Origin of the sequence: Nostoc sp. (genome assembly GCF_036917755.1) — a bacterium.
Classification (GTDB): domain Bacteria; phylum Cyanobacteriota; class Cyanobacteriia; order Cyanobacteriales; family Nostocaceae; genus Nostoc.
The window spans coordinates 80,647-102,917 of the sequence record NZ_JBALFC010000036.1 but is presented as its reverse complement, the minus strand read 5'-3'; the positions used below and the strand labels follow the sequence as shown (position 1 = coordinate 102,917).

The 22,271-nt window shown below is 41.6% G+C and carries 18 protein-coding genes; 5 read left to right on the top strand and 13 right to left on the bottom strand.

The features are described 5' to 3' along the window. Positions 1 to 39: 39 nt before the first annotated feature. Positions 40 to 1,128 (bottom strand): septal ring lytic transglycosylase RlpA family protein, encoded by a 1,089-nt coding sequence (locus tag V7L05_RS10035; RefSeq protein WP_335164014.1) that lies wholly within the window; start codon positions 1,126 to 1,128, stop codon positions 40 to 42. Positions 1,129 to 2,026: 898 nt separating this feature from the next. Between V7L05_RS10035 and glsA the strand changes: the two genes are divergently transcribed. After that, on the top strand, positions 2,027 to 2,992 hold the full coding sequence (gene glsA / locus V7L05_RS10030) for a glutaminase A (RefSeq protein ID WP_335164013.1): 966 nt from the start codon (positions 2,027 to 2,029) through the stop codon (positions 2,990 to 2,992). 86 nt (positions 2,993 to 3,078) lie between these two features. On the opposite strand, the gene V7L05_RS10025 is transcribed toward glsA, so the two are convergent. From V7L05_RS10025 to V7L05_RS10005, 5 genes are all read right to left on the bottom strand, one after another. Further along, a complete protein-coding gene (locus tag V7L05_RS10025) occupies positions 3,079 to 3,600 on the bottom strand; it encodes a GNAT family N-acetyltransferase (RefSeq protein ID WP_335164012.1) in 522 nt (173 codons plus the stop codon). Between the two features lie 43 nt (positions 3,601 to 3,643). Further along, positions 3,644 to 4,459 carry a DUF1838 domain-containing protein gene (locus V7L05_RS10020; RefSeq protein WP_335164011.1) on the bottom strand — a complete coding sequence of 272 codons (816 nt, stop codon included), beginning with the start codon at positions 4,457 to 4,459 and terminating at the stop codon, positions 3,644 to 3,646. A 288-nt stretch (positions 4,460 to 4,747) separates the two neighbouring features. Then, positions 4,748 to 5,932, bottom strand: coding sequence for an AbrB family transcriptional regulator (locus V7L05_RS10015; protein ID WP_335164010.1), 1,185 nt, complete (start codon positions 5,930 to 5,932; stop codon positions 4,748 to 4,750). Between the two features lie 181 nt (positions 5,933 to 6,113). Next, the gene (locus V7L05_RS10010) at positions 6,114 to 6,452 is read right to left on the bottom strand and encodes a hypothetical protein (protein WP_335164009.1); all 339 of its coding nucleotides are present in this window, start codon (positions 6,450 to 6,452) and stop codon (positions 6,114 to 6,116) included. 108 nt (positions 6,453 to 6,560) lie between these two features. Further along, positions 6,561 to 7,919, bottom strand: coding sequence for an aromatic ring-hydroxylating dioxygenase subunit alpha (locus V7L05_RS10005; RefSeq protein WP_335164008.1), 1,359 nt, complete (start codon positions 7,917 to 7,919; stop codon positions 6,561 to 6,563). Between the two features lie 362 nt (positions 7,920 to 8,281). On the opposite strand from V7L05_RS10005, the gene V7L05_RS10000 reads away from it, so the two are divergent. Continuing rightward, the gene (locus tag V7L05_RS10000) at positions 8,282 to 8,947 is read left to right on the top strand and encodes a GUN4 domain-containing protein (protein ID WP_335164007.1); all 666 of its coding nucleotides are present in this window, start codon (positions 8,282 to 8,284) and stop codon (positions 8,945 to 8,947) included. Here V7L05_RS10000 and V7L05_RS09995 read toward each other — a convergent pair. Further along, positions 8,944 to 9,747, bottom strand: a complete 804-nt coding sequence (locus V7L05_RS09995; RefSeq protein WP_335164006.1) for an SAM hydrolase/SAM-dependent halogenase family protein — start codon at positions 9,745 to 9,747, stop codon at positions 8,944 to 8,946. The genes V7L05_RS10000 and V7L05_RS09995 overlap by 4 nt on opposite strands. A gap of 115 nt (positions 9,748 to 9,862) precedes the next feature. On the opposite strand from V7L05_RS09995, the gene pirA reads away from it, so the two are divergent. Further along, positions 9,863 to 10,018 (top strand): arginine synthesis PII-interacting regulator PirA, encoded by a 156-nt coding sequence (pirA, locus tag V7L05_RS09990; protein ID WP_300423941.1) that lies wholly within the window; start codon positions 9,863 to 9,865, stop codon positions 10,016 to 10,018. Between the two features lie 71 nt (positions 10,019 to 10,089). Here the strand turns inward: pirA and V7L05_RS09985 are convergent, their stop codons facing one another. Both V7L05_RS09985 and V7L05_RS09980 read right to left on the bottom strand, forming a co-directional pair. Then, positions 10,090 to 10,860 (bottom strand): Uma2 family endonuclease, encoded by a 771-nt coding sequence (locus tag V7L05_RS09985; RefSeq protein ID WP_335164005.1) that lies wholly within the window; start codon positions 10,858 to 10,860, stop codon positions 10,090 to 10,092. A 552-nt stretch (positions 10,861 to 11,412) separates the two neighbouring features. Continuing rightward, positions 11,413 to 11,874 carry a pentapeptide repeat-containing protein gene (locus V7L05_RS09980; RefSeq protein WP_335164004.1) on the bottom strand — a complete coding sequence of 154 codons (462 nt, stop codon included), beginning with the start codon at positions 11,872 to 11,874 and terminating at the stop codon, positions 11,413 to 11,415. Between the two features lie 570 nt (positions 11,875 to 12,444). On the opposite strand from V7L05_RS09980, the gene V7L05_RS09975 reads away from it, so the two are divergent. Then, positions 12,445 to 14,094 (top strand): metallophosphoesterase, encoded by a 1,650-nt coding sequence (locus V7L05_RS09975; protein WP_335164003.1) that lies wholly within the window; start codon positions 12,445 to 12,447, stop codon positions 14,092 to 14,094. 381 nt (positions 14,095 to 14,475) lie between these two features. Beyond that, positions 14,476 to 15,417 (top strand): glycosyltransferase family 2 protein, encoded by a 942-nt coding sequence (locus V7L05_RS09970; protein ID WP_335164035.1) that lies wholly within the window; start codon positions 14,476 to 14,478, stop codon positions 15,415 to 15,417. A 45-nt stretch (positions 15,418 to 15,462) separates the two neighbouring features. Here the strand turns inward: V7L05_RS09970 and V7L05_RS09965 are convergent, their stop codons facing one another. The 4 genes from V7L05_RS09965 to V7L05_RS09950 all read right to left on the bottom strand — a co-directional run bounded on the left by V7L05_RS09965 (position 15,463) and on the right by V7L05_RS09950 (position 22,185). Then, complete coding sequence (locus V7L05_RS09965; RefSeq protein ID WP_335164002.1) at positions 15,463 to 18,243, bottom strand: ParA family protein; 2,781 nt, start codon at positions 18,241 to 18,243, stop codon at positions 15,463 to 15,465. Further along, a complete protein-coding gene (locus V7L05_RS09960; protein WP_335164001.1) occupies positions 18,240 to 18,704 on the bottom strand; it encodes a hypothetical protein in 465 nt (154 codons plus the stop codon). Before V7L05_RS09960 ends, V7L05_RS09965 begins: the two co-directional genes overlap by 4 nt. A 44-nt stretch (positions 18,705 to 18,748) precedes the next feature. Beyond that, positions 18,749 to 21,235 (bottom strand): ATP-dependent DNA helicase RecG, encoded by a 2,487-nt coding sequence (recG, locus tag V7L05_RS09955; protein WP_335164000.1) that lies wholly within the window; start codon positions 21,233 to 21,235, stop codon positions 18,749 to 18,751. Positions 21,236 to 21,324: 89 nt separating this feature from the next. Then, positions 21,325 to 22,185, bottom strand: a complete 861-nt coding sequence (locus V7L05_RS09950) for a hypothetical protein (RefSeq protein WP_335164034.1) — start codon at positions 22,183 to 22,185, stop codon at positions 21,325 to 21,327. Positions 22,186 to 22,271: the final 86 nt, after the last annotated feature.

Below are 22,271 nucleotides of genomic sequence, written 5' to 3'. Positions count from 1 at the left end.
CTCCCTACTCCCTACTCCCTAATAACTACTCCCTAATAACTACTTTAAGACCTCAATATGTACTGGTGCTACGCCACTACCCATCATTCCCAAAATCCGAGCCGCGCCAGCAGACAGATCAAGGATTCGACCCCGAACATATGGACCCCGGTCATTAATCCGCACCACTACAGAACGACCATTGCGGGTGTTGGTTACACGAACTTTTGTACCAAAGGGTAAGCTACGATGGGCGGCAGTCATGCCTTCTGGATTGAACCTCTGACCGCTAGCAGTACTATTACCAGAACCATCATACCCGTAATAGGAAGCTATGCCTCCAAAAGAGATTCGCACTCCGCCGATGGAAATCTGTTGTGGCAATTTGGGTATTGATACTGGTAAATTCGCAATTTCTTTTAAGGGAGATGCATTGCCTAGTAGTCTTCGCAGACGATTGGTTGCTTGCAATGCATCTTGCGCCAGATTGTTAGTGGTACCTGCTAATCGCGTACCTTCGTTGATTTCGACCAATTCTTCGCCATTAATTTTGATTATATAGCGATCGCCATTTTGCTGGAGGGGGGCGCTTTTGTTTTGCGCTTGATTGGCAGTAGATTTTTCCCCTGCTTTCCAACTTACGGTAATCTTAGTTGCATCGACATTTTCCCGATTCAACTGGTTGATCTTAGCTGCTATAACACCAGCTATCTGAACTGGGTCATTGTCAACAGAGCTAATCTGGTTACTCACATCTGTTACGTTCCCAGTATTCACTGCCTTTAGTGAATTGCTAGCAATAAGGGCATACGATTGTATGCCCTCAGAATTTCCAATTGTACCAACTTTTTTAGTTTCAGGACTCGCATTTGATACGGAACTCAAAAAGGTGAGAACAGGAATATTTTTGATAAAAAGGGTTGCTGCCTTACGTCCTCCGATGTTGTGAGAATGAATTTCTGTAATCACAGCATCCAAGATTTGTTTCCCTGCTGTTGATTGATACTCTCCCACCTTCACTACATCAGGGGCAGGTGATTTTTGGGAAGCTAGCGGATTTCCCTTGGTCGTTTGAGTGCAACCGACTGTGGGTATTCCCAAAACAGTCATAAACAGGGCAACAATAGTCCACAAATGTCTTTGATTCATGCGTTCGTTTTTAAAGCGACTGTAGAACTTTAGTTTTATGATTCGTGGGATTTCTCACTTTGTAAAAGTGATTTCCCTTCTGAAAAACTCGAACTCGTTCCGCTTTCACTTTTGTTATTTATAACTGCAACAGACTAACATGAACCTTTTGGCTTGGGGATCAGGGTTTTAGCGTAATTTTAGGCCACCTCCTGAAATTATAATTCCAATTTTAAGGGCGAAACCTTTTTCAAATGGGGACTTTGGCTATGTAACGCTTTTTTCGGCAAGTCAAAAATTTCTTAAAAAAAGTTTACGCTGATTGCACACCAAAGTGACATACCCTATTGACGTCAGTTATAAAGGCTCGCACCTACCCGTGTATTCTAGATAACATCTATTTTGGTATTTCCTCTAAAGACATAATATAACTTTAATTAAATATCATCGGCATAAATACTTAAAATCCCTTATTTAATGAAATATTTTGATTTGACTATGAATAAGTCGTCATCGGAGTTACATCTGAGATAATTATCCAAATTAGTTTCAGCGTAATATTTTTTTTCCAAGTTTTTTCTACTTAGATTAATCATGACTTTTATTCTCCATAACTAGACTGAAACTAGTGATGAATGTAACTTGGCATGACAGTAGTGCTGAGTATAAAAAAAGAACAATACTCAACTTCATATTTTTTGTGATTAATAATGAAAAAATTAGGAAATCTTCGCGATCGCTTGGAGATAACAATTTAGACGTATCAAAAAATACGGTATATTTTTTTCATTCTAAGTAATTGCTCAAGGATGATTTTTGAAAGCAAGCTATCTTTTCAAAAATATTTGCAACTGTAGGGATGTAAAGATGTAGATTCCTACTATATATAGTAGGAATTTTGGGAAATGCGATCAGCCTAATGACAAACCAAGCAAATCAAGGAGATTTAGAAATAAATCCATCGCCATTATTGGCTGTTCTCAACGAATTGCATTCGCAGTACAAATCAGTGCAGCAGGGTGCAGTAGCGAAATACATTCCCGAACTGGCAAAGGTAAACCCGGACTTGTTCAGCATTTGTATTGTGACAGTAGATGGTCAGGTTTACAAAGTTGGGGACTGGGAACAACTCTTTACGATTCAGTCAATTTCCAAGGTGTTTGCTTATGGACTTGCCTTAGAAGATCATGGGCTGGATTACGTTTTGACTAGAGTTGGCGTGGAACCGACAGGGGATGCATTCAACGCGATTATTTTGGATGAGCAATCGAAGCGACCTTATAATCCGATGGTAAATGCAGGTGCGATCGCAACCACCAGCTTAATTAAAGGTTCCGGGCCAACGGAACGCCTCAACCGAATGCTGGATATGTTCCAGCGATATATTGGCCGCGACGTGTTCGTTGACATTTCCGTTTTTACCTCAGAACGGAGTACAGGGCATCGCAACCGCGCAATGGCGCATCTGATGCTCAACTTTGGCATGATTGACCGCAACATTGAAGAGTCGCTGGATCTTTATTTCCAGCAGTGTGCTGTGATGGTGAATTGCCAAGACTTAGCGGTGATGGCGGCTACCCTTGCTAACAGAGGTATTAACCCGATTACAAAAGAACAGGCGGTGGATAAGCGTTACATCAAAGATATTCTGAGTGTGATGTATACCTGTGGGATGTACAACTTTGCAGGTGAATGGGCTTATAAAATTGGGATTCCGGCGAAAAGCGGTATTTGTGGCGGGATTATCGCCGTTGTACCCAATAAGATGGGCATTGGAGTTTTTTCGCCCCTGCTGGATGTGCGTGGTAACAGTGTGCGGGGGGTCAAGGTGTGTGAAGAACTTTCCCAACGGTTAGGTTTACATCTATTTGATTGTTCAGGTTAAGAGGGCATTGGGCATTGGGCATTGGGCATTGGAAAACTCTTCCCCAGTCCCCAGTCCGCAATCTCCAATTTAGCGATCGCCAAATTTTAAATTATCCCTTTTCGCGTGTCCGTCCAACCGTATGCAACCTCAACCAGCTGCACTGTGCCAATTTCTATTTGCTTTTCGTTCACCTGCTGACCACCAAGGCTTTGATAGAAATCGACTGCGGGGTTATCAGCCAAAACCCACACTAACATTGAACTAATATCTGATTGAAGCAGCCTTGTTGCTACGCTGGAAACTAGGCGATGCCCTAAACCTTGGCGCTGGTACTTCTCCAGAATATAGATAGCATACAACTCACCTTGATAAAGGCGATCGCTTGTCCGTTCTTGACCTCCATTGGCAAAACCAACTATTTGCCCAATTTCATCCTCAGCAACATAGGTGAAATTATCCTGAGCTATATTGCTCAAAATTTTTACCCATTTTGTCTCTCGTTCTTTATAGGATAAATCTGCCAGAAACTTTGCTGGCATTAAGTTGCTGTAGGTTGTCCGCCAAGCGTCTACATGCACTTTGGCGATCGCCCATGCATCGGTTAAGTTTGCTTCTCGGATCACCATCAGCGATCTCCTGGCAAGAGTTCGATATTTCTTTTCAGCTAGTTTACAACTCTTCTGCTTGGGGAAGCGGGAAGATTTCACCAGCCAAGTAAGCCTCAAAGTGTTTTTGGAAGTATAACCAGGAAGTCATATCTTCCCCATCTGTCAATGCTTTTGGGGCTTGTTTATATAAAGGAATACGGTTATTAATTTCGTCTTGCAGCAGTGGGGGCAGTTCTGTTAAACCATTGACTTTGCTACCAACAGCACTGTAGATCAGTTGACCGGGGCGATCGCTCATTTTCATCCAGGGAAGCCATTGACCAATTCTATCCCAACTCAGTTTGAGTTCAGAAACTGATTTAAGTGCTGGGTTGAATAAATCTGCGGTTGGCACTGTTAATTTAAACAATTCGGCTGCCTGATAAATTGGATTTGGGCTGTATTCGGCAAATTTGCGATCGTCTGCTAACGGATTGGGGTAATAGGGAAATATATCAAAAACGAAAGTTGTGCTGTCACCATCTACTTGGGCGGGGAAATTTCCCTCAAACTTACCCTGCACAGGATTATTAGCAACGTGAATTACTGGAACTGTCTCGCCTGTCCAAGGATTCTCCCATTTGGGTAAGACTTCATCTGTTTTTGGGTTGAGATAGTAAGTCAGTTCCCTAGAAGTAAAATCCCAGCTACCTTCTGCTGTGGGAATACATCGGCTAAGGCTCAATCCCAGGATCTTAAACAGGAGTTGTCTTTTTTCACCGGGGATAAAAGCGTAAATTTTACCTTTCCAAATTAGGAAAGTGGATTCGCTAGGGTCGAGGGAAGAACGAGTTTTAACCCAGTGCTGGGCTTCAAGTTCTTGAATTTGGGCAACCATCTAAAGTATCCTTTGTATTTGAAAGGGAGTTGGGAGTTAGGAGTTGGGAGTAGAGACGCGATTAATCGCGTCTGTTGGGAGTGGGGAATTGGGAATTGGGAGTTAGGAGTTAGGAGTTAGGAGTTAGGAGTGGGGAGTTGGGAGTTAGGAGTTTTATCTCCGGTTATCTAAAAGTCCTTAAAACCTCACCCTCTCCTAACGGACATCCCTCTCCTTACTAAGGAGAGGGACAGGTTTTGCGTAGCATAACCAGGGTGAGGTTTTCTTGGGCTATTCGATCAACCATAATTAAACTGGTTCAGAAAATTTCTCATCCAGACGCCGAAACAAAAACACCCAAAACGGTAGGGAACTATTAATCGCAATTAGTCGCACTAAATGACCAGTTGTGACAATTTCAACATTATGATTCAATGCCAGAGAAACCAGGATCATTTCTGCTGATCCTCCTGGTGCTGTGACTAGCAGGCAAGTTAACCAGTCCCAAGAGGTTAATTGCATCGCAAGTATAGCAGCGATCGCTCCGGCTATGAGAGTCATCGCCACAGACATCAAGGCATAGCCGATAGTCCGCTTCCTAAAGTTGGGTTTGTCTCCCCAATATTCACCAATAGTAATTCCCAGGAGCATTTGACCCAATAAGTTAATTAAAGGCGGCGGACTAAAACTAATATCACCCATAAAAGGCAGCAAATGTAGCAAAGGATTAAACCCGATACCAATCAACAATGCACCAAAGAAATCGCCAGCAGGAATTTTAAATAATATCGCTGGATAAACTACTAATCCAGTGATTAGCAGTACTAACAAGAGTAATCCTAGTTGAGATGGATCCAAATTGAGCCAAGCACCGTTGATTGGCAGGGTTTGGGGATAGTAATTACCAGCTGATGTCCTAGCGATGAGGGGAATTAGAAAAACTACTGAGGTGACGCGAATCGCCTGAACTAGAGCAACCAAGCTAACATTTTTATTGTAATCGGCGGCGATCGCTGCCATAATTCCTACACCGCCGGGAACTGTAGCCAGCATTGCTGTCATTAGGTTAGTTTTGCTGACGCGGGAGTAAATGTAACCAATACAGCTTCCACTCAGCAGCATAAACAAAGTCAGAAAAATAAAAATAGGAATACCAGAAGCAACACTAGCTAGATTAGCGTGGGCATTGGAAGCGCCGACAGTTAAGCCTACAAGTGCCATTCCCACTTTTCTAGCAGTGCGGTTAGGTTGCGGGAAATATTTATAAAAAATTCCACACCCTTGAAGAACCAGTGTACCAGCTGCAATCCCGCCAAATATCCAGGCAATCCTGCCAATTTGGAATTTTGCCAGGACTAAACCCAGAGGTAATGCCAGAAGCATTTCCAAGACAAGGACAATTAGTTGTTTTACAAATAGCTGTTGTTTGGTAACAACAGGATTTTCATGAGTGTGTTCTTCCAAGTTGGGAGCAACACTTACACTTTGATTCATCGATACAAGCTTTTTTATTAATTTAACTTATGTACTCAAACTAATGCGATCGCCCAAGATAACTAAGTCTAAATTTACCGCGTGTTGTATTCCAACAAAAATGCCTATAGAGAGAGGATAGGGGCACAATAATCACTGCGCCCCGACAAATAATTTGTATTCCTTTCAATCATTCAGCCGTTTAATCTTCGTCAAGGGCTGGGAAAGCTTCCTCAATCTGCCACAACCGATCTTTATTTTCAACAAACCAAATACGAGTTTCTGGAGTTAATTTACTCCAAATGTCTTCAACAGGGATGTGAGGAGATGCATATTGGTACTGCTGACCAAGTGATTTGAGATTATCCGCCACATCATGGGGAATTCCAAATTGTTCCCAGTCAACTGTGATACTTCTTCCCGAAACTCCGGCTGTGGGGTCAAAAACCAATTGTGCTGATCTGACTAAATCAGCAAAGTGTTTCGGTTTGAGTTTGGTGATCTCCTGAATTTGGAGTGATTCGTTATGCTCTTGAGACATGATCGCCGCAGTGGTAAGGATTAGGGGTATATTGAACTTACTGCCAGAGATTTTTATCCCAATATTTTTACTTTAGCGCAGAGCCGCTAACTTGATCATGACTAAATTTTAGTGCCGAGTGTAGGAACGCACAAAGTGAGTTTTGAGTGTCTGAGCGATCGCGGACATTACAACTGCTACTATAGAAACCGATATTGCTGCTATTCGGATTCTAGAATTATCTGCAAGTATTGCTACAAAAGCTAGAGCGATCGCTATCCCTATACAACTTTGTTTGACCGTATTTGTAACTTGATAAGCTCGATTGCAAGAACTACAAAGAAGTGTATGTTGCGAGAATCGGTCTAACGTGATCAACTTTTGAGTAAACTCGCTACTACCGACATTTTTACAGGTAGAATAACCTTGATAAAACGGCAAAGATGACCCAAATTTATCTAGCCACTTGCGATACTCAACCACCAAAGTATCAGATGTTTTGAGCGGTAAATACACTTCTTTAAGATTTTGTCCCAAACGTTCAATTTGTGCCTTTTGTTCAACGACTAATTGCAAATCACCTTCCAAGATTTTGTTTCGGATCAAGATGTGATCTAACCAGCGAGGCATCAGCTTTATTTTTGGGGGAAAAAAGTTACCATAATTTCTGAGTAGAATCCGACATCTATCCTTACCTAGTGGAATTGAATATAAGGCTGTGCCTCCAAACCTACCTTGCTGTTCATTACCCAATCTTTTGTAGAGAATCAAATTAGGAGCAATGAAATCTAATGAAATCCAAGGTTGATTAGGTGTGCGTGTATACCGCCACCTTCCCTTAATTCCCTGAATGTTGCTGTCAATGACTTCTATTTCCAGCGCTTGGGCATCTTTTCGACTTCCCAAGAGGCCATCATGGCTGATTGGAACGTGAGCTGGGTCAATAACGTTTTCAATAAAATAGCTTTGGTCGTAAGGTAGGTCACGTACATAATCTAAGCTGAAGCATTCCGGCTTTTCCCAATTTGGTAGAGATGGAATTAGCTCATCAATAGCTGTTTCGGCTTCCCCTGCCCACATCCAAATAATACCTTGAAGTTCCAAGACTTTAAAGGATGAAACGCAAGCATTTACCGGAATTTTCGCATCGGTTGGTAACTGAGGAATATGCAGACATTGACCATTATCGCCAAACTGCCAACCGTGGTATAAGCACTCTATTTTACCGTCAATAATTTGTCCATCAGAAAGTCTAGCTGCACGGTGGGGACAACGATCTGTTAAACAGATAAACTGTCCATTTTGGTCTTTGAACAAAACCAAGGGTTCATCGTACAAGGAAAAGCTATAAGGGCGGTTAGCTGGCAAGTCTTTCACGAAGGCGACGGGATACCAGCATTGTCTCCAGTTAAATTCTTGCTTCTCCTCAAGTGTCTCTAAGGTAGAAGTTGGTGTTGTCGCCTGTAGTGTCTTTGTTTCTAATGACATAGTTTTCTCCAGGTTTCTATGATTTTATATCTTTGGATTAGAAAATGCTTAGTCCCAGAGATATAAGACTCACTCAGAAACAGTTTTCACTCTAAATATAGAAGCTATCGTTACTAAACTTGCGATTTTCCCCTAAATGCAGAATTTTTTCTCTTAAAATCACGATTTTTTCGTTAAAGTCGTGATTTTTTTCTTAAAGTCGTGATTAGGAGTCACTGAGAAGCCCACACTCCTAAGAGTGAGTGTGGGTATGTCACAAGTCCCGAATGCGATCGCTGACAAAAAGGTAAGATATACATCTATGTGGTAGCGGTTAGACTAAATTCGATCTGGGGCGTTCAAAGTAATCAGAAGCATCCAAAATGGCAAAGAATAATCAGACTGTTCTGGCACTAACCTTATTAATCACAGCAAGTCTTATAGGTATATTTGCTGTTTTAAGCTGGATTGGATATTCCTTAACGCGGTCTAAGTCCGAGATTAAAAGCCCAGGAAGCACTGATTTAGTTAACACAACTACTAAGCCTAGCTCATTAAAGCAAGTAGAAATTACCACAGCCCGCAATGTCGATTACAGCCAGTTGCAGAAATATTTGCAAAGTAAAGATTGGCAAGAGGCTAACCGAGAAACTTACCTGAGAATGCTAGATGTTGCAGGGACTAGGGCACAAGCCGAGGGTGCTATTGCCAAAGACGAAATGAATGCACTTTCGTGTGTTGATTTAAAAACCATTGACAGGCTTTGGAGTACAGCCAGTGATGGTAAGTTGGGCTTTAGCGCTCAAGAAAAGATTTTGAGGGAACAAAAAAACGACTATCGCAAGATGTATGACGCGGTTGGATGGCAAACGTTAACAGGTGAGTGGCTGATTCAGTGGAATTATAATCAGCAAACTAAAAGATATGAGTATAAACCTGGTAAGGAACCAAACTTTAAAACTTTCCCCCCAGGACATCTGCCAACTGTGGAAAGAGGATATAATTTTGATGTTTCTCTTGATGCGCCACTCACAAGATGCGGTATTTAAGTTAGCACAACTTGAAGTGTTTCTTGCCAATCTAACTGCAATTGAGAGTGAGCATTGCCGCTATTAATGGCAATTTCTACCCAGCCGTGACTGCCAACTAAAGCGATCGCCTCTCCAACCTCAACATCACTATAAGTTTCACAGCCTGGTATACTCAAAAGTGTGGCTTGCACATACCAAGTTTTGCCTTGGACATAACTCCCTGGAATGTTGCTCACTAAGTTACCAAAGTGATCAATATATTGAATGCAACCTACTACACCAGTGGTTGTCTGTTTGCACTCGCCTACATCCAGTTTTACCAAACTTGCTGGATCTATTTCTTGTCCTAGCTGTTTGAGAAGAACACCACTAGCAAGACTAGCTCCCACTGGTGCAAAGATATCCCTACCGTGAAAAGTCTTGCTTGGTTGAGGAGTTCGCCAATAATTAAAATTTGTGAGTTCGACGGCTGCGATCGCTGGACTTTGACTGAGTACGCCACTGAATATACCATTATCTGGGCCTACTAGAAATCCTTGAGCAAATTCTACTGCGATCGCTCGTCGCTTGCTTCCCACACCCGGATCTACTATTGCCAGATGCACTGTCCCAACTGGGAAGTAGGGATAAGCATTCATCAGGCAAAACCTGGCTGCGGCAATGTCTTGCGGCGGAATTTGGTGTGTTAAGTCTACCACCGTCAGTCTAGGGTTAATTTGGGCTATGACTCCCTTCATTATGCCGACATAAACATTGCGATCGCTAAAATCGCTCAGTAAAGTCACGAGTGGTTGTTGATTTATCTGATTCTTGTACATAATTCTTAATCAAATTAATTCTATAAAAAAATACTTTTCTGTAACAACAGCTACAAAATATGTGTTATGTTATGAATACAAGACATAAAGTGAAAAATTAAAAAAGGTAATCACTATGAGTCAAAATAGACTACAAAGTGTGAGCAAAGGACAAGAAGCTCACAGAGCGAATATTCAAAAAAGCCTAGAGCATCGCTTGGAAGTAGCCAGAGCAAAGGGCGACGAACAACTGATTCGTCAACTAGAAGCTGAGATGAGGTATTCCAGCTAAATCAAGTTTTCAATGTTCATAGTTTTGTTGTGTAACCCGCTACGGCGGGTTTTTTATTTTTAGGGGTTTCCTCACACTTCCGGCTCAACACCCAATGCTCGTAACTGTGCTGCCAAGCGTTCAGCCCGTTGCAGGGCAGTTTCTTTGGCTTCTCGCTCTTGTTCGGCTCGTGAGCGTTCTTGTTCAGCTCGTAAGCGTTCTTGTTCGGCTCGTTCTGCACCAGTAGGAATCATATTCCCTGTGGCGTCACACCACCTCAGCCAAATATCCCGCTTACCTTCATACGCGCCTTCCCACAAACATAAACCTAGCTCAACTTCAGTTAGCCATTGCTCACTCATGGGTATGTATTGCCGCCCTTGCAACTCATACATCTGTAGAACTTCACCACCAAGTTGCCGAGTTGGGTCAAAGATAATGTAGTACATTACCCGCATCCTGGCATACTCTAAGATTTTCCGTCCTGTTTCATTGCCTTCTCGATTTGAAACAATTTCAATCACCACCTCTGGCGGTTTACCAAAGTCCCAGAAGAAATAAGAGCGATGCCGTTTTTCCCACCAGTTTTCAGCTACTTGTACATCCAGGCTCAAGAATACATCAGGCACAATCGGCAGTTGCTTGTTACTGGGAAACAACCCCACATTGGCGGCCACGAGAAACCCTTGGGCATTACTTGCCCCGTTCCAAGAACTGTAAAGGGTTTCTGTAAGTAATCTTTGTTGTTTTTCAGATGGTAGATTATCCAAGGGTTCATCGTCCTCTGTCACCAGATGACTAACATCTGGTAACAAATCTTCTGGTAATAAGCCAGCGTCTGTCAAGGTGATAGATTCACTCATAAGGAATTCTGGAGTAGCGGCTTAATTCTATTGTGGCAGCAACATCAATTTCCTTCACCTTAGCAGTAGATTTTCTACACCTACTGTTGTCGTCGTAGTTGCTACCTGGATAATCCTACTGTATTGACATCTGCAATTCCATACAGATTAGGAAGAGGATGATTTTGGCGTGAATATCGGCTCAATCCCCATAAGAAACCCCCTCTGCTTTCGTCATAGTAAAGTGATTACAAGCCAGAGAGGGTTCATTTTTTATTCTTGTATAGGCAGATTTTAAGGATAATGCTGGCAAAAAACCAGTTTCTCTGATTTAAAACTTGCAAAAACCTATGTTGTGTTTATCGAAACAGAATTTAGGAGTCAGTCGTCAGAATTCAGAATGAATTTTGACCGAAAAAGCGGATGAATAGACTCTTTTTAGACCCCCACCAAATCGTAGATTTGGTGGTCAACTTTCGTAGTGGCGGGTCCCAATCCCCGACTGATTGATTCTGATTCCTGAATTCTGACTTCTGAATTCTTCTTCAATTTAACCTGCCTACTCAGTTTAGCCTATTTCCAATCGGGAATCACGGCACCTTCTCCTTCTCCACCAATACCGATTCCAGTGTTAAATATTTTTGCATCAGTCAGATTGAGATCATTCATTGATGCTTGATAAACATTAGAATCGTTAATCGTAGCGCGAGTAAAATTTACCCCGTTGAGATTGGTTTGCTTCAAATTCACATTGGTTACATAAGCGGATGTTAAGTTAGCACCTGCCAAGTTTGCACCAGTTAAGTCAGCACCTTCGAGGTTAGCCCCTACAAGGTTGGCTCCTTGGAGCTTCGAGCCTCTCAAATCAGCACCAATTAAATGAGCGCCACTGAGGTTAGCTCCCGCTAAATCACACTTAATACATTCCCCAGTTGAAAGCAGCTTTTGTAAGTCCTGCGGATTCCCGGCTCTAACCGAGCTAGTGAACAATAGGGGAGTTGCTAAGGCCATGGCCGCTAATAGCTGGAGTTTCATAATTTTCCCCCTTAATAATCAAGTTGCGTCCGTTCTGTCCCTCACAACTCTATTATCTCACTAAACTTCGTGAGGTCAATCTATCTATCTCCTCAGAAGTTGGTTGTGATCTGAAACAGCGATGATAGCGAGGAATAAAATGCTATTTATGCTCTTTTTGTCCGATTTTTAGTTGATAAACCTTAAAAAACGCCAGTGTTAAATCACTGTTAAATCTTTTTAAAAGTTTGCACTACTCGCCATAAACGGGCTATTTTGATAAGTATTTATACTTTATCCAAATAGAATTCAGTTGGGTATTCTGACTCCTGAATTCTGTTTAGATAAAAACTGGAAAAGCCTACAGATGAAGCCTAATGCTGAAACTAGAGGCTTGATGGAGAAAAAAATTTTAACCCTGCCCGTAAAAAGGCTAATAATAAAATTGCGTTAAGTCACGGACACCTAAAAAATTTTGGGATGTTACTTATGCTCAGACGCTTAAGCCGCCCTAAAATATCCTTGGTGGCTATGCTTGTGCTTGTTATATGCTTTACTCTGGTAAGTGTGCGTTCACTTGGGCAAACAATTATGACATCAGCACCCCAACTACTCACCGATCCATTTTTGCAACTGCCAACTGAAACCTCAGTGCGAGTAGTTTGGTTTACTGAGTTTGCTGGTGTTAATCACACAGTAACCTACGGGGAAAATCTCAAACACACTGCTAAGGCAGATACTACTAAACTCAGTCGCACGCGTGAAGACCAAGAGTCAAAAGTTGCAAACCAAACCAAAGACGGTCAAGTTTATCAAAAACCCGTCCAGCGTGATATTTGGCGACATGAAACTGAGGTGACTGGATTAACTCCTGGTTTGCGGGTAAACTATCTTGTCACGAGTGTGCGAGAAGACGGCGAGAGTGTTAGCAGTGATGTTTTTAGCCTCGCAGCTACTCCAAAACCGGATACACCATTAAAAATTCTGCTGACCTCTGACCATCAATTAAAGCCAATGACATCGGCAAATCTGCAAAAGGTGGTAGAAACGGTTGGACGAGTTGATGGGGTGTGGTTTGCCGGTGATTTGGTCAATGTTAGCGATCGCGCCTCAGAATGGTTTGATGATCATAGTGGTGGGGCGTTGTTTCCCGGTTTACAAGGTCGTGCCAAATATGAAATGACGCACGACGGTGTTAAGACAACCTACACTGGTGGAGAAATAATTCAACACGCACCCATGTTTACTTGCATTGGCAATCATGAAGTTATGGGGCGCTTTGCTAGGACGGGAAGTTTAAATGGTGAATTTGATGATACGATTCCGCGTGTCGTTGCTCAAAAAATCTACCAAGACAAATCTTTAATAGATAATTCTTTTAATACTAATACCTACGAAGAGATTTTCTCTTTACCAAAAAGTAAAGAGGGTGGAAAAAGGTATTATGCAGTTACTTTTGGTGATGTGCGTTTGGTCGTGCTGTACGCTACGAATATGTGGCGCACTCCCAACTTAGATGGAAAGCGTAAGGGTAGATATCAAGAAGCAGAAAAGGATTTAAATAATCCTGAAAATTGGGGTTATGGACAGTTGATTTATGAGCCAATTGCTAAAGGCAGCAAGCAGTACAATTGGTTGGAGGCAGAACTGAACAGCCCTGAGTTTAAAGAAGCAAAATACAAAGTTGTGATGTTTCATCATCCGCCTCATACTCTGGGTGATAATATAGTTCCGGCTTATACAGAACCAGTACAGATAATTGAACGGGATAACAGCAATATCAAAGCAGTGCGTTACGAGTACCCCAAAGACGCAGATTATATTATCCGCGATGTTGTCCCAATACTTGAAGCAGCTAATGTGCAATTGGTATTCTATGGACATTCCCATTTGTGGAACCGCTTTGTTAGTTCCAGTGGAATGCACTTTCTGGAAACATCTAATGTGGGCAATACTTACGGTGCTGCTTGGGGTGACAGAAAGCGAGAAGTGCCAATTGGATATCAAGAGGATTATGTTAAGGTTGGTGATCCCAATGGTTTAGAACCGATAGTGCCAACAATTTCTCCCTTGCTGGGTGAAGATGGCAAGCCAATGCCTTATATTACGAGTAATGATATTACGGTTTTCAGTATTTTTGATACGGGGACAGGTACAATAAGTAGTTATCGCTTTGATACCCGCAAGCCTGATTCGGAAGTGTTGAAGTTTGATGAATTTAAGTTGAATCTTCAAAAGTAACGCGATCGCTGGTCAACATGAGCGATAAATTTTTGATATCCAAAGAAGACTACATAGTTAACTCTCTAGCTCATCATTATCATCAATGAGGTTGTAGCTATTTAGGACTTACGCAAAATATCTCTGAAACTCTGATTTCCAGCGAATTTCAGATGCCTGCGGCGGGCTGCGCCAACGACGGAAGCCGCCGCTCCGACAACTCTTGTGTGTACTCTGCGCCTCTGCGGTTCGTTATTCCCTAACTCATGTATAAGTCCTATATTTATAAAATTGCATCATCGGCAGATTCACCATTTCTGTAACCAGAATCAAGTAAGGAACAGTGTCAGTGTCCTATCTGTCCTATCCTGGAGATGGATAAATAGTGTTGTGGGTGATAGTGTGTTTTTCAGCGTTGTGATACCGACTTATAATCGCCAACCAATTTTAGAAAAGTGCCTCCGCGCCTTAGAGATGCAGGAGTTAAGTCAGCCAAGTTCGATTACTAATTACGAGATTGTTTTGGTGGATGATGGTTCTACCGATCGCACATTGGATTGGTTGACAGAACACAAAGAGGAGTTTCCCCATGTACGCTGGTTTCAACAAGACCATGCTGGCCCAGCTGCGGCTCGAAATTTGGGGGTAGAACAGGCGCAGGGAGATACAATTATCTTTATTGATAGCGATCTAATAGTGCTGCAAAATTTCCTGCAAGCCCATGCGGATGCACTAATGCAGGGACAGGAGAAATTGAGGAGCGATCGCCTTTTCACTTACGGAGCAGTTATTAATACTTGTAATTTCAATAACCCAACTGCTGAACCGTACAAAGTCACAGATTTTTCAGCAGCTTTTTTTGCTACGGGAAATGTAGCAATACCTAGACATTGGCTAGAGAAAGCCGGGCTTTTTGACACCAGTTTCCAACTCTATGGCTGGGAAGATTTAGAATTAGGTGTGAGGCTAAAAAAACTAGGTTTGACACTAATTAAATGTCCAGAAGCGGTAGGATATCACTGGCATCCACCATTTAACTTAGAGCAAATTCCCCGATTGATTGACCAAGAAATTCAACGCGGACGTATGGGAGTTTTATTTTATCAAAAGCATCCCATACGGGAAGTGCGAATGATGATTCAAATGACTTGGCTGCATCGCTTACTTTGGGGTATTCTTTCGCTCAATGGTGCGCTAAATGAAAGAACAATGGCTCCATTTTTGCAATGGCTAATTAATTTAGGTAAACCGCAATTAGCGTTAGAAATCGCCCGAATTTTTCTCAATTGGTACAACGTGAACAGTGTTTATCAAGCTTATGCCGAAATGCAGCAAGTATCGTGATTCAAAAGTAAGGAGTACAGAGTTAGGTATAACACACAAGTAAAATTACAAAATCCCTTTTCCTAATACCTTACGCTTCAAAACCAGTATCCGAGGTCTTGCTCCTGTACCTGAAAAACCTAAACCTTCGCGGAAGATTTCTGGCATATAAAATCGTGCCTCGCTATCCTTTTCCTTATCTTCGTAAATAACCCCCATTTCCTCTAGCATTCTTACTGTCGGCTGATCCATTTCAAACTGTTCTACTCCAAAAGGAATTTTTCGTTCAGAAGGGGGATATTTAGGTAGTGTTACCTCAACCCAAGTTTTGAAAGATGGATATTCTTCCTTGGCTTCTTCCACCTTCTTTTCACTACATGGCTTAAGAGCGCGGCGAATAGCTTGAGGAGGTAAAATACGACTCGTAGACCACTTTTCAAATTGTACTTCTTTAGTTCTTTCTACAGTAATATCGGCTGCGTGGTACAATAAACGAACAATATCTCTGGCCTGAAGCCTACCATTAAAATCTGTCAAAGCTGCAAATATCCAGGAAGCTGTATATGCTTCTTTAGAGTTATCTGAACCTAGCCTTTTACCCCATAATTTTTCTAATCGCTCTATAATATTCTGTTTATTTAAACTGCTAATCTCTGCTAGCGAGGCATCTATTACTTGAGACTGGCTACATATCCAAAAGACTAAACGCAGAAAAGAATCTTGATCCCAAGATAGATCATAAGAAAGGTAAAGATTTTCAAACTGTTTTAAGTTTTGAGTAATTGTATAACGCAGGAAATCACGGCGCAGAAAAATTATTATCCCAAGATTAGACTGCCTAATTTCCGATAACCTCTTTGGCAAATCATCAATCAGAGCTTTTAAAGCAATTTTTTCTTGATTGCTGGATGCAATGTTTGGGAATATATCCTCTAATCCATCAAACAGAAAGATAATACGTAAGCCTCTATCTTTCAAATCACGATTTATGATGCTAAGAATATTAGGACTATGTGTTTCAGGATTCACACCTATAGCTTTTGCAATTTGACCAATCCAGAATTCCGTCCATTCTGGTTCACTCCAGTTTTCAGCGGCAATTGCTCTTTTAATTCTATCCACATATTCTGAAGGTAGAAACTCAGGAACAGTGTCTCCCAAAGCTAATCTTGCCTCGTTTCTAGCTTCGTTAATCACACTTTTTGCATTATCTTTAATATTACTTGATTCCAGGAAAGGGAAGATATATGTTTTTAGCTGTGATTCCTGAATTGTATTATCTATACGATTCAAAAAACTTTCCCAGTATTTAAAACGTGACAACTGTATATAGTTAAACGTTTTTCCTGCACCTTTAGCTCCAATTGATACAACATGAGGTAATTCATCTCGAAAATTAGTCGCTAAATTCTTCAATGGTTCTGTTACTAATAAATCTTCTCCCCGCCCTTGTTCAGCATACTCATATTGCTGACATAAATCTCTGAGCCTACAAACCTCAACAATTCCCTGATGCTCTTTTATAGATTTTGACTTCAATTCCTGATCATTGGTTATAAACAACTGTTCTTTAGCCCACTCCTTTGCTATATTCATCACTGAAGTTGGACTTAGTTTTAAACGCGCATCTTCCCAATTATTAATGTATAGTAATTCTTGGGAAAAATAGGTTTCTTTGATATCCAATCTTGTAGCATATAAATTATCTTCTTCTGACTGTAAATAAGCAGATTGCAATCGCACCAATGCATCTTCAACCGCAGGTAATAATCTCAATTCTGGCGTTAGCATACTAATGATCAAAGACGGATCGTAATATCTTTCATCATTTACACTTGCCTCTGACGGTGCTACTCTAGCAATTTGTTCCAGAACAAGACTTGTACCTCTCACTGATTGATCGTTGATTGTGGTGATCAGAAAACGTTGAATTCTTGGATCAAAAATAATAGGACTTGATATTTCACTTAAACCCGCTCTCAAATCAATTAATACATAGTCAGCACCAACAGCCTTACCTAAACTATGAATAGCATTACCACATTCCCAAGCTCCATCTGGACTTCTTACCAAGTGTTCAGGCAGAATAGGTGTATCTAATAGTTCTTTATCTTCAAGACAAGCAGGTAGAAAATAAACTGTTGCTTTACCTTCGTACTTAGCAGATTTTTTAACTTCCCGTGCAAATAATGAAAGTGCTTGTTCTCTTTCGATAGGAGAATAGTGGTAAACTTCGAGGAAATCAATGAAAGAAACTGCTGGTTGTTGTTTTTCAAAAGCGTTCCAATAAGTAAGACCAGGAGCTTCTAAATCAGCATCAATAACTAATACAGTTGTAGACTTATCTATTTCTTTAGCTCTATCTAGTAAAGCAAAAAGATGTGCTGCTAAATTCAATGTTCTACCAACACCACCTTTAAAGGAATAGAAGGCTATTAAAGTAGGTTTTTCAATATATGCTTCTGGAAGTTTAACTGGTTTGACTATTACCATTTCTGCTTCTGATTCACTATCTAAATAAGCAATTTCTTCCCAGAATGGACGCACATCAATATCACTTTTGTAAACTTCTTCCCCAGAAAAAAATTCTACCGATAATGTGGCATCACCAAGGGTAAAATAAATAATAGATGACTCTTGTTGATACCAATCTTTGAACCATCCTTTTAAAGCATTCTCAGCATTTTCTCTGTTTTGATCACTAATAAGATATATTTCTAAAGCATCTGAGTAACAGCGAATTTTTACTACCCCTTCTGGTAATTTAGTACCATAGTTAGTTTTATGTCCAATAGTTCTCCTTACATCAAGCCATGTGAGTAATTTTGGCGATTTTGGTGCATTCATAGTCTTTCAATTTCTCCCGCAATCCATTTTGATATTGCTAGTAATTTATTCTCTATATCTTCATCGCTTGCTTTTTGTTTTTGACTAACTATAGAAATTACTTTTCCTCCGTACCGCCACATTTGGTTGATCTGTCCACTATTTAATTTTCTCTCTTCTTTATTATTCCTAGTATCGAATACTTCACTAATAAATATTTCAGGTATATTTAAAGACCCTCCTGCACCTAAACAGTCTAATAACTTATTTATATTATGTTGACATTCAGCAATATCTGTACACGAATCACTACGCTTATGCCCTTTCCTCTTCATTAAAATTGTCTTAAGACCACATTCAACGGCATAAAATAAGAGTAATCGATGGGCATTAGTTCGAGATGTTTCCTGAGAATTTTTATAAGCACACAGATTTTGATACCATGCTTTTTCCATTTCCCGATCTGTAAAAGGTATTGCCATTAAGCTATTTTTACTTCGGTTAAATACGAATTTACTCACTTATATTATGTCAAAATCGCCCCACCCATCAATCGCTCATACCGATATTTCAACTCTTCTTTCATCAAATACCAACGCTCTAAAGTTGCATCCATTTCTATAATTTTCTCGGCTGCTTGCCGTGCTAAAAGTAAAACTTCTTCATCCTCAACCAAACTTGCTAAGGTAAAATCTGGCACTCCAGATTGACGAGTTCCCAGTACTTGCCCTGGCCCACGAAAACGCATATCCATCTCAGAAATGAAAAAACCATCCTGAGATTGTTCCAACACTTTCAGCCGTTGTTGTGCATCAGGACTTCTGGAACTGCTCATCAACAAACAGTAGGACTGAGCCGCGCCACGACCGACACGCCCTCGCAGTTGGTGCAGTTGCGATAAACCAAACCGCTCTGCATTTTCAATGAGCATTACTGTAGCATTAGGTACGTCTACACCAACCTCAATAACGGTAGTAGAAACCAAAATTTGCGTTTGATTATCACGGAATTTGGTAATAGCCTTATCCTTCTCGGCTGAACTCATGCGACCGTGTAGCAACCCCACTTGAAAGTCGGGAAAAACGCTTTCTTGTAACTTTTGATGCTCCTCTACAGCCGATCGCAGATCCAGTTTTTCTGATTCTTCCACTAACGGCAAAACCACGTAAACTTGTCTACCTTGGGCAATTTCTCGGCGGATCAAGTCGTAAGCATGGTTGCGTTGCTGACCCGATAGCACTGTTGTCTGAATCTTTTGCCGTCCTGGTGGTAACTCATCAATTTGGCTGACATCCAAATCCCCGTGTATCGTCAGTGCTAAGGTTCGGGGAATCGGGGTAGCTGTCATAGTTAACACATGGGGTTGCTCACCTTTTTGCTGTAAACGCGCCCGTTGTTCTACACCAAAGCGATGCTGTTCATCTATCACCACTAACCCTAGTTGCTGGAAGTTTACGGGGTCTTGAATCAAGGCATGGGTTCCCACTAACAGAGGTAATTCACCAGTTGCTAACTGAGAATGTATTTGTCTTCGTTTAGCAGTTTTGGTGGAACCTGTCAGTAATTCCACTGGTAAATGCAGTAAGTTAAACCAACTAACTAACTTGCGATAATGTTGTTCTGCCAAAACTTCTGTGGGAGCCATCAGCGCTGCTTGATAGCCTGATTGAATTGCTGCGAGGATAGCTAGCACCGCAACAACCGTTTTACCGGAACCGACATCACCTTGCACCAAACGATTCATTGGCACAGGTTTTTGTAAATCGTTGAGAATATCATTGAGAACTCGTTGCTGTGCGCCAGTGAGTTGAAAAGGCAGTATTTCGTGAAATTTCTCTACAAGTTGACCGCGTGGAACAAGGATGGCGCTAGTTTGAATCGCCCTTGCTTGCTGCTGACGTTGCAATAACCCAAGTTGCAGGTAGAAAAATTCATCAAAAACTAGACGACGACGGGCAACTTGCAGGGCGGCGCTATCGCTGGGAAAATGGATATTAGCGATCGCATCTTTCAATTCCATCAAACCATACTTCTGTCGCAAACCACTTGGCAGAGGGTCTTTCATCTGAGCCGCAGCTGGTAAAGCCGCAATTACCGCCTGTCGCACTGTATTCGCCACCACGCCCTCAGTCAGTCCATAAATTGGCACCACCCGCCCAATATTCAGCGACTCAATCGAATCTCCTGGATTTGCCAAAACCTCTAGTTCTGGATTATCCAGTGTCAAGCCGTATTTACTTTCTTTCACCAACCCACACGCCGCCAGAATACTACCTACTGGATAACGGCGTTTTAAACTTTCTTGCCAAGCGCGACTGCTAAAGCGCGTACCTGCGTAAAAACGACCAATTTTGATTTGACCACTGTTATCTTTGACGATTAGTTCTAAAATTGATAATTTCTGATTTTTGGGACTACTAAAGCAGTTGCAACGCTTCACTGTAGCGACTATTGTCACCGTTTCACCCGCCTGTAACTCGCGGATATTTACCTGACGTGCATAATCAATGTGGTCACGGGGATAGTAGAAAAGCAAGTCGCGGACGGTGTGTAAACCAAGCCGTGCCAAATTATCAGCTTTTTTAAAGCCTATTTCTGGTAAATCACTGAGTTTTTGATCAATTTTCGGTGCAAGCCTCCGACTAACCTCAGAGATGATTTTAGATTTTGGATTTTGGATTTTGGATTGATAAATTCTCCCCTGCTCTTCTGCTCCTCTGCTCCCCTGCTCCCCCTGCTCCTCTTGCTGTAGTTGGGAGAGATACCTGCGAGTCTCTGCTACTAAGTGTTGTCTTTGTTCCAGTGCTAGATGTGGATAACTAGCAAATTGCACCGCTAGTCCTTGCCAACGGCGGCGTTCAGTTTGGGGTAAGCCTGTTGGGAATTTGCCCAAAGTTAGGCTCAGAAATTCACTGAAGCGGTACTGTCTGCCCACCAAGTCTGTAAAGCCATGTTCGGCTTCTATTGCCAAGGCTTTGTGCAATCTTATCCAGTCTGGTTTTTCATTAGTCATTAGTCATTGGTCATTAGTCATTGGTCATTAGTCATTGGTCATTGGTCATTGGTCATTTGACTCTGGACAATTGGACTTTGGACAAATGACTAATCCTCAAACCAACTAGCACGCCATGCAGCTTCAGCTTCAGCGATCGCTCTTTCCCGATGTTTCTTTTGATACTCTCGTCCTAGCTTGTTTAGCTGAAGTAAAATACTGCGGATTTGTCTGCGCTCAGACGAGAGTGTTACATCAGCAAATTCAATTTCCCCTAGCCGCAGGTTAATAGCCATGATTTGCGTCAGTCCAGAATCTTCTGACTGCTGCTCATTTTCAATTTCAATTACTAAGTTTAATAAGTTGGGTGGCCCTGGCATTACCTCGCCAGACGCTTCTGATGCCGCCGCCGCCGCTGCTAAAATCGGTTCTGGCAATTTTTTGGGCAATATCCCAGCTTTTTGTAATAAAAGATTAGCATCATGGGAAAGTTTTTTCAGTATCTCTTGCGTGACCTCTTCTAAGTTCTGTTGCCATTTTGCCAGTTCTATAGGATTAGAGGTGTCGGCGATAAGAGGCTCAGGAATAGATGTGCCCAAAATCACAGGAGTTTCTCCCTCATTTCCCCCATCTCCCTCATCCCCCTCATCTCCCTCATCCCCCTCATCCCCCTCATCTCCCCCTATTTCCTCACTTTTAATATAAGTGAGCAATTCCTCAGCTGCCAGTTGACCCAACTTGCGGATGGCTTGTTGCAATTGTTGACGCTGATTCAATGATAAATGCAGGAAGTTTTCGGGATACCCTTGAGTACAAAGGTGGTAACTCGCCAAAATCAACTGTTTTCGTACAGCTAGCCCCAAGGTGTTTAGATAACTAGCATAAGCGGTTTGTAGTTCTACTGCGATCGCCCGAATCGCTTCTTTGAGTGCTGCAATATCCCGTTCAATTCGCTCGATTGCTCTTGCCATATCTTTTCGTTCTTGCCCATGTGAACTCTTACATAGTACAAATGTACGAATTTCTTTTAGTATAACTTTCCAGAGGATTTTAGATT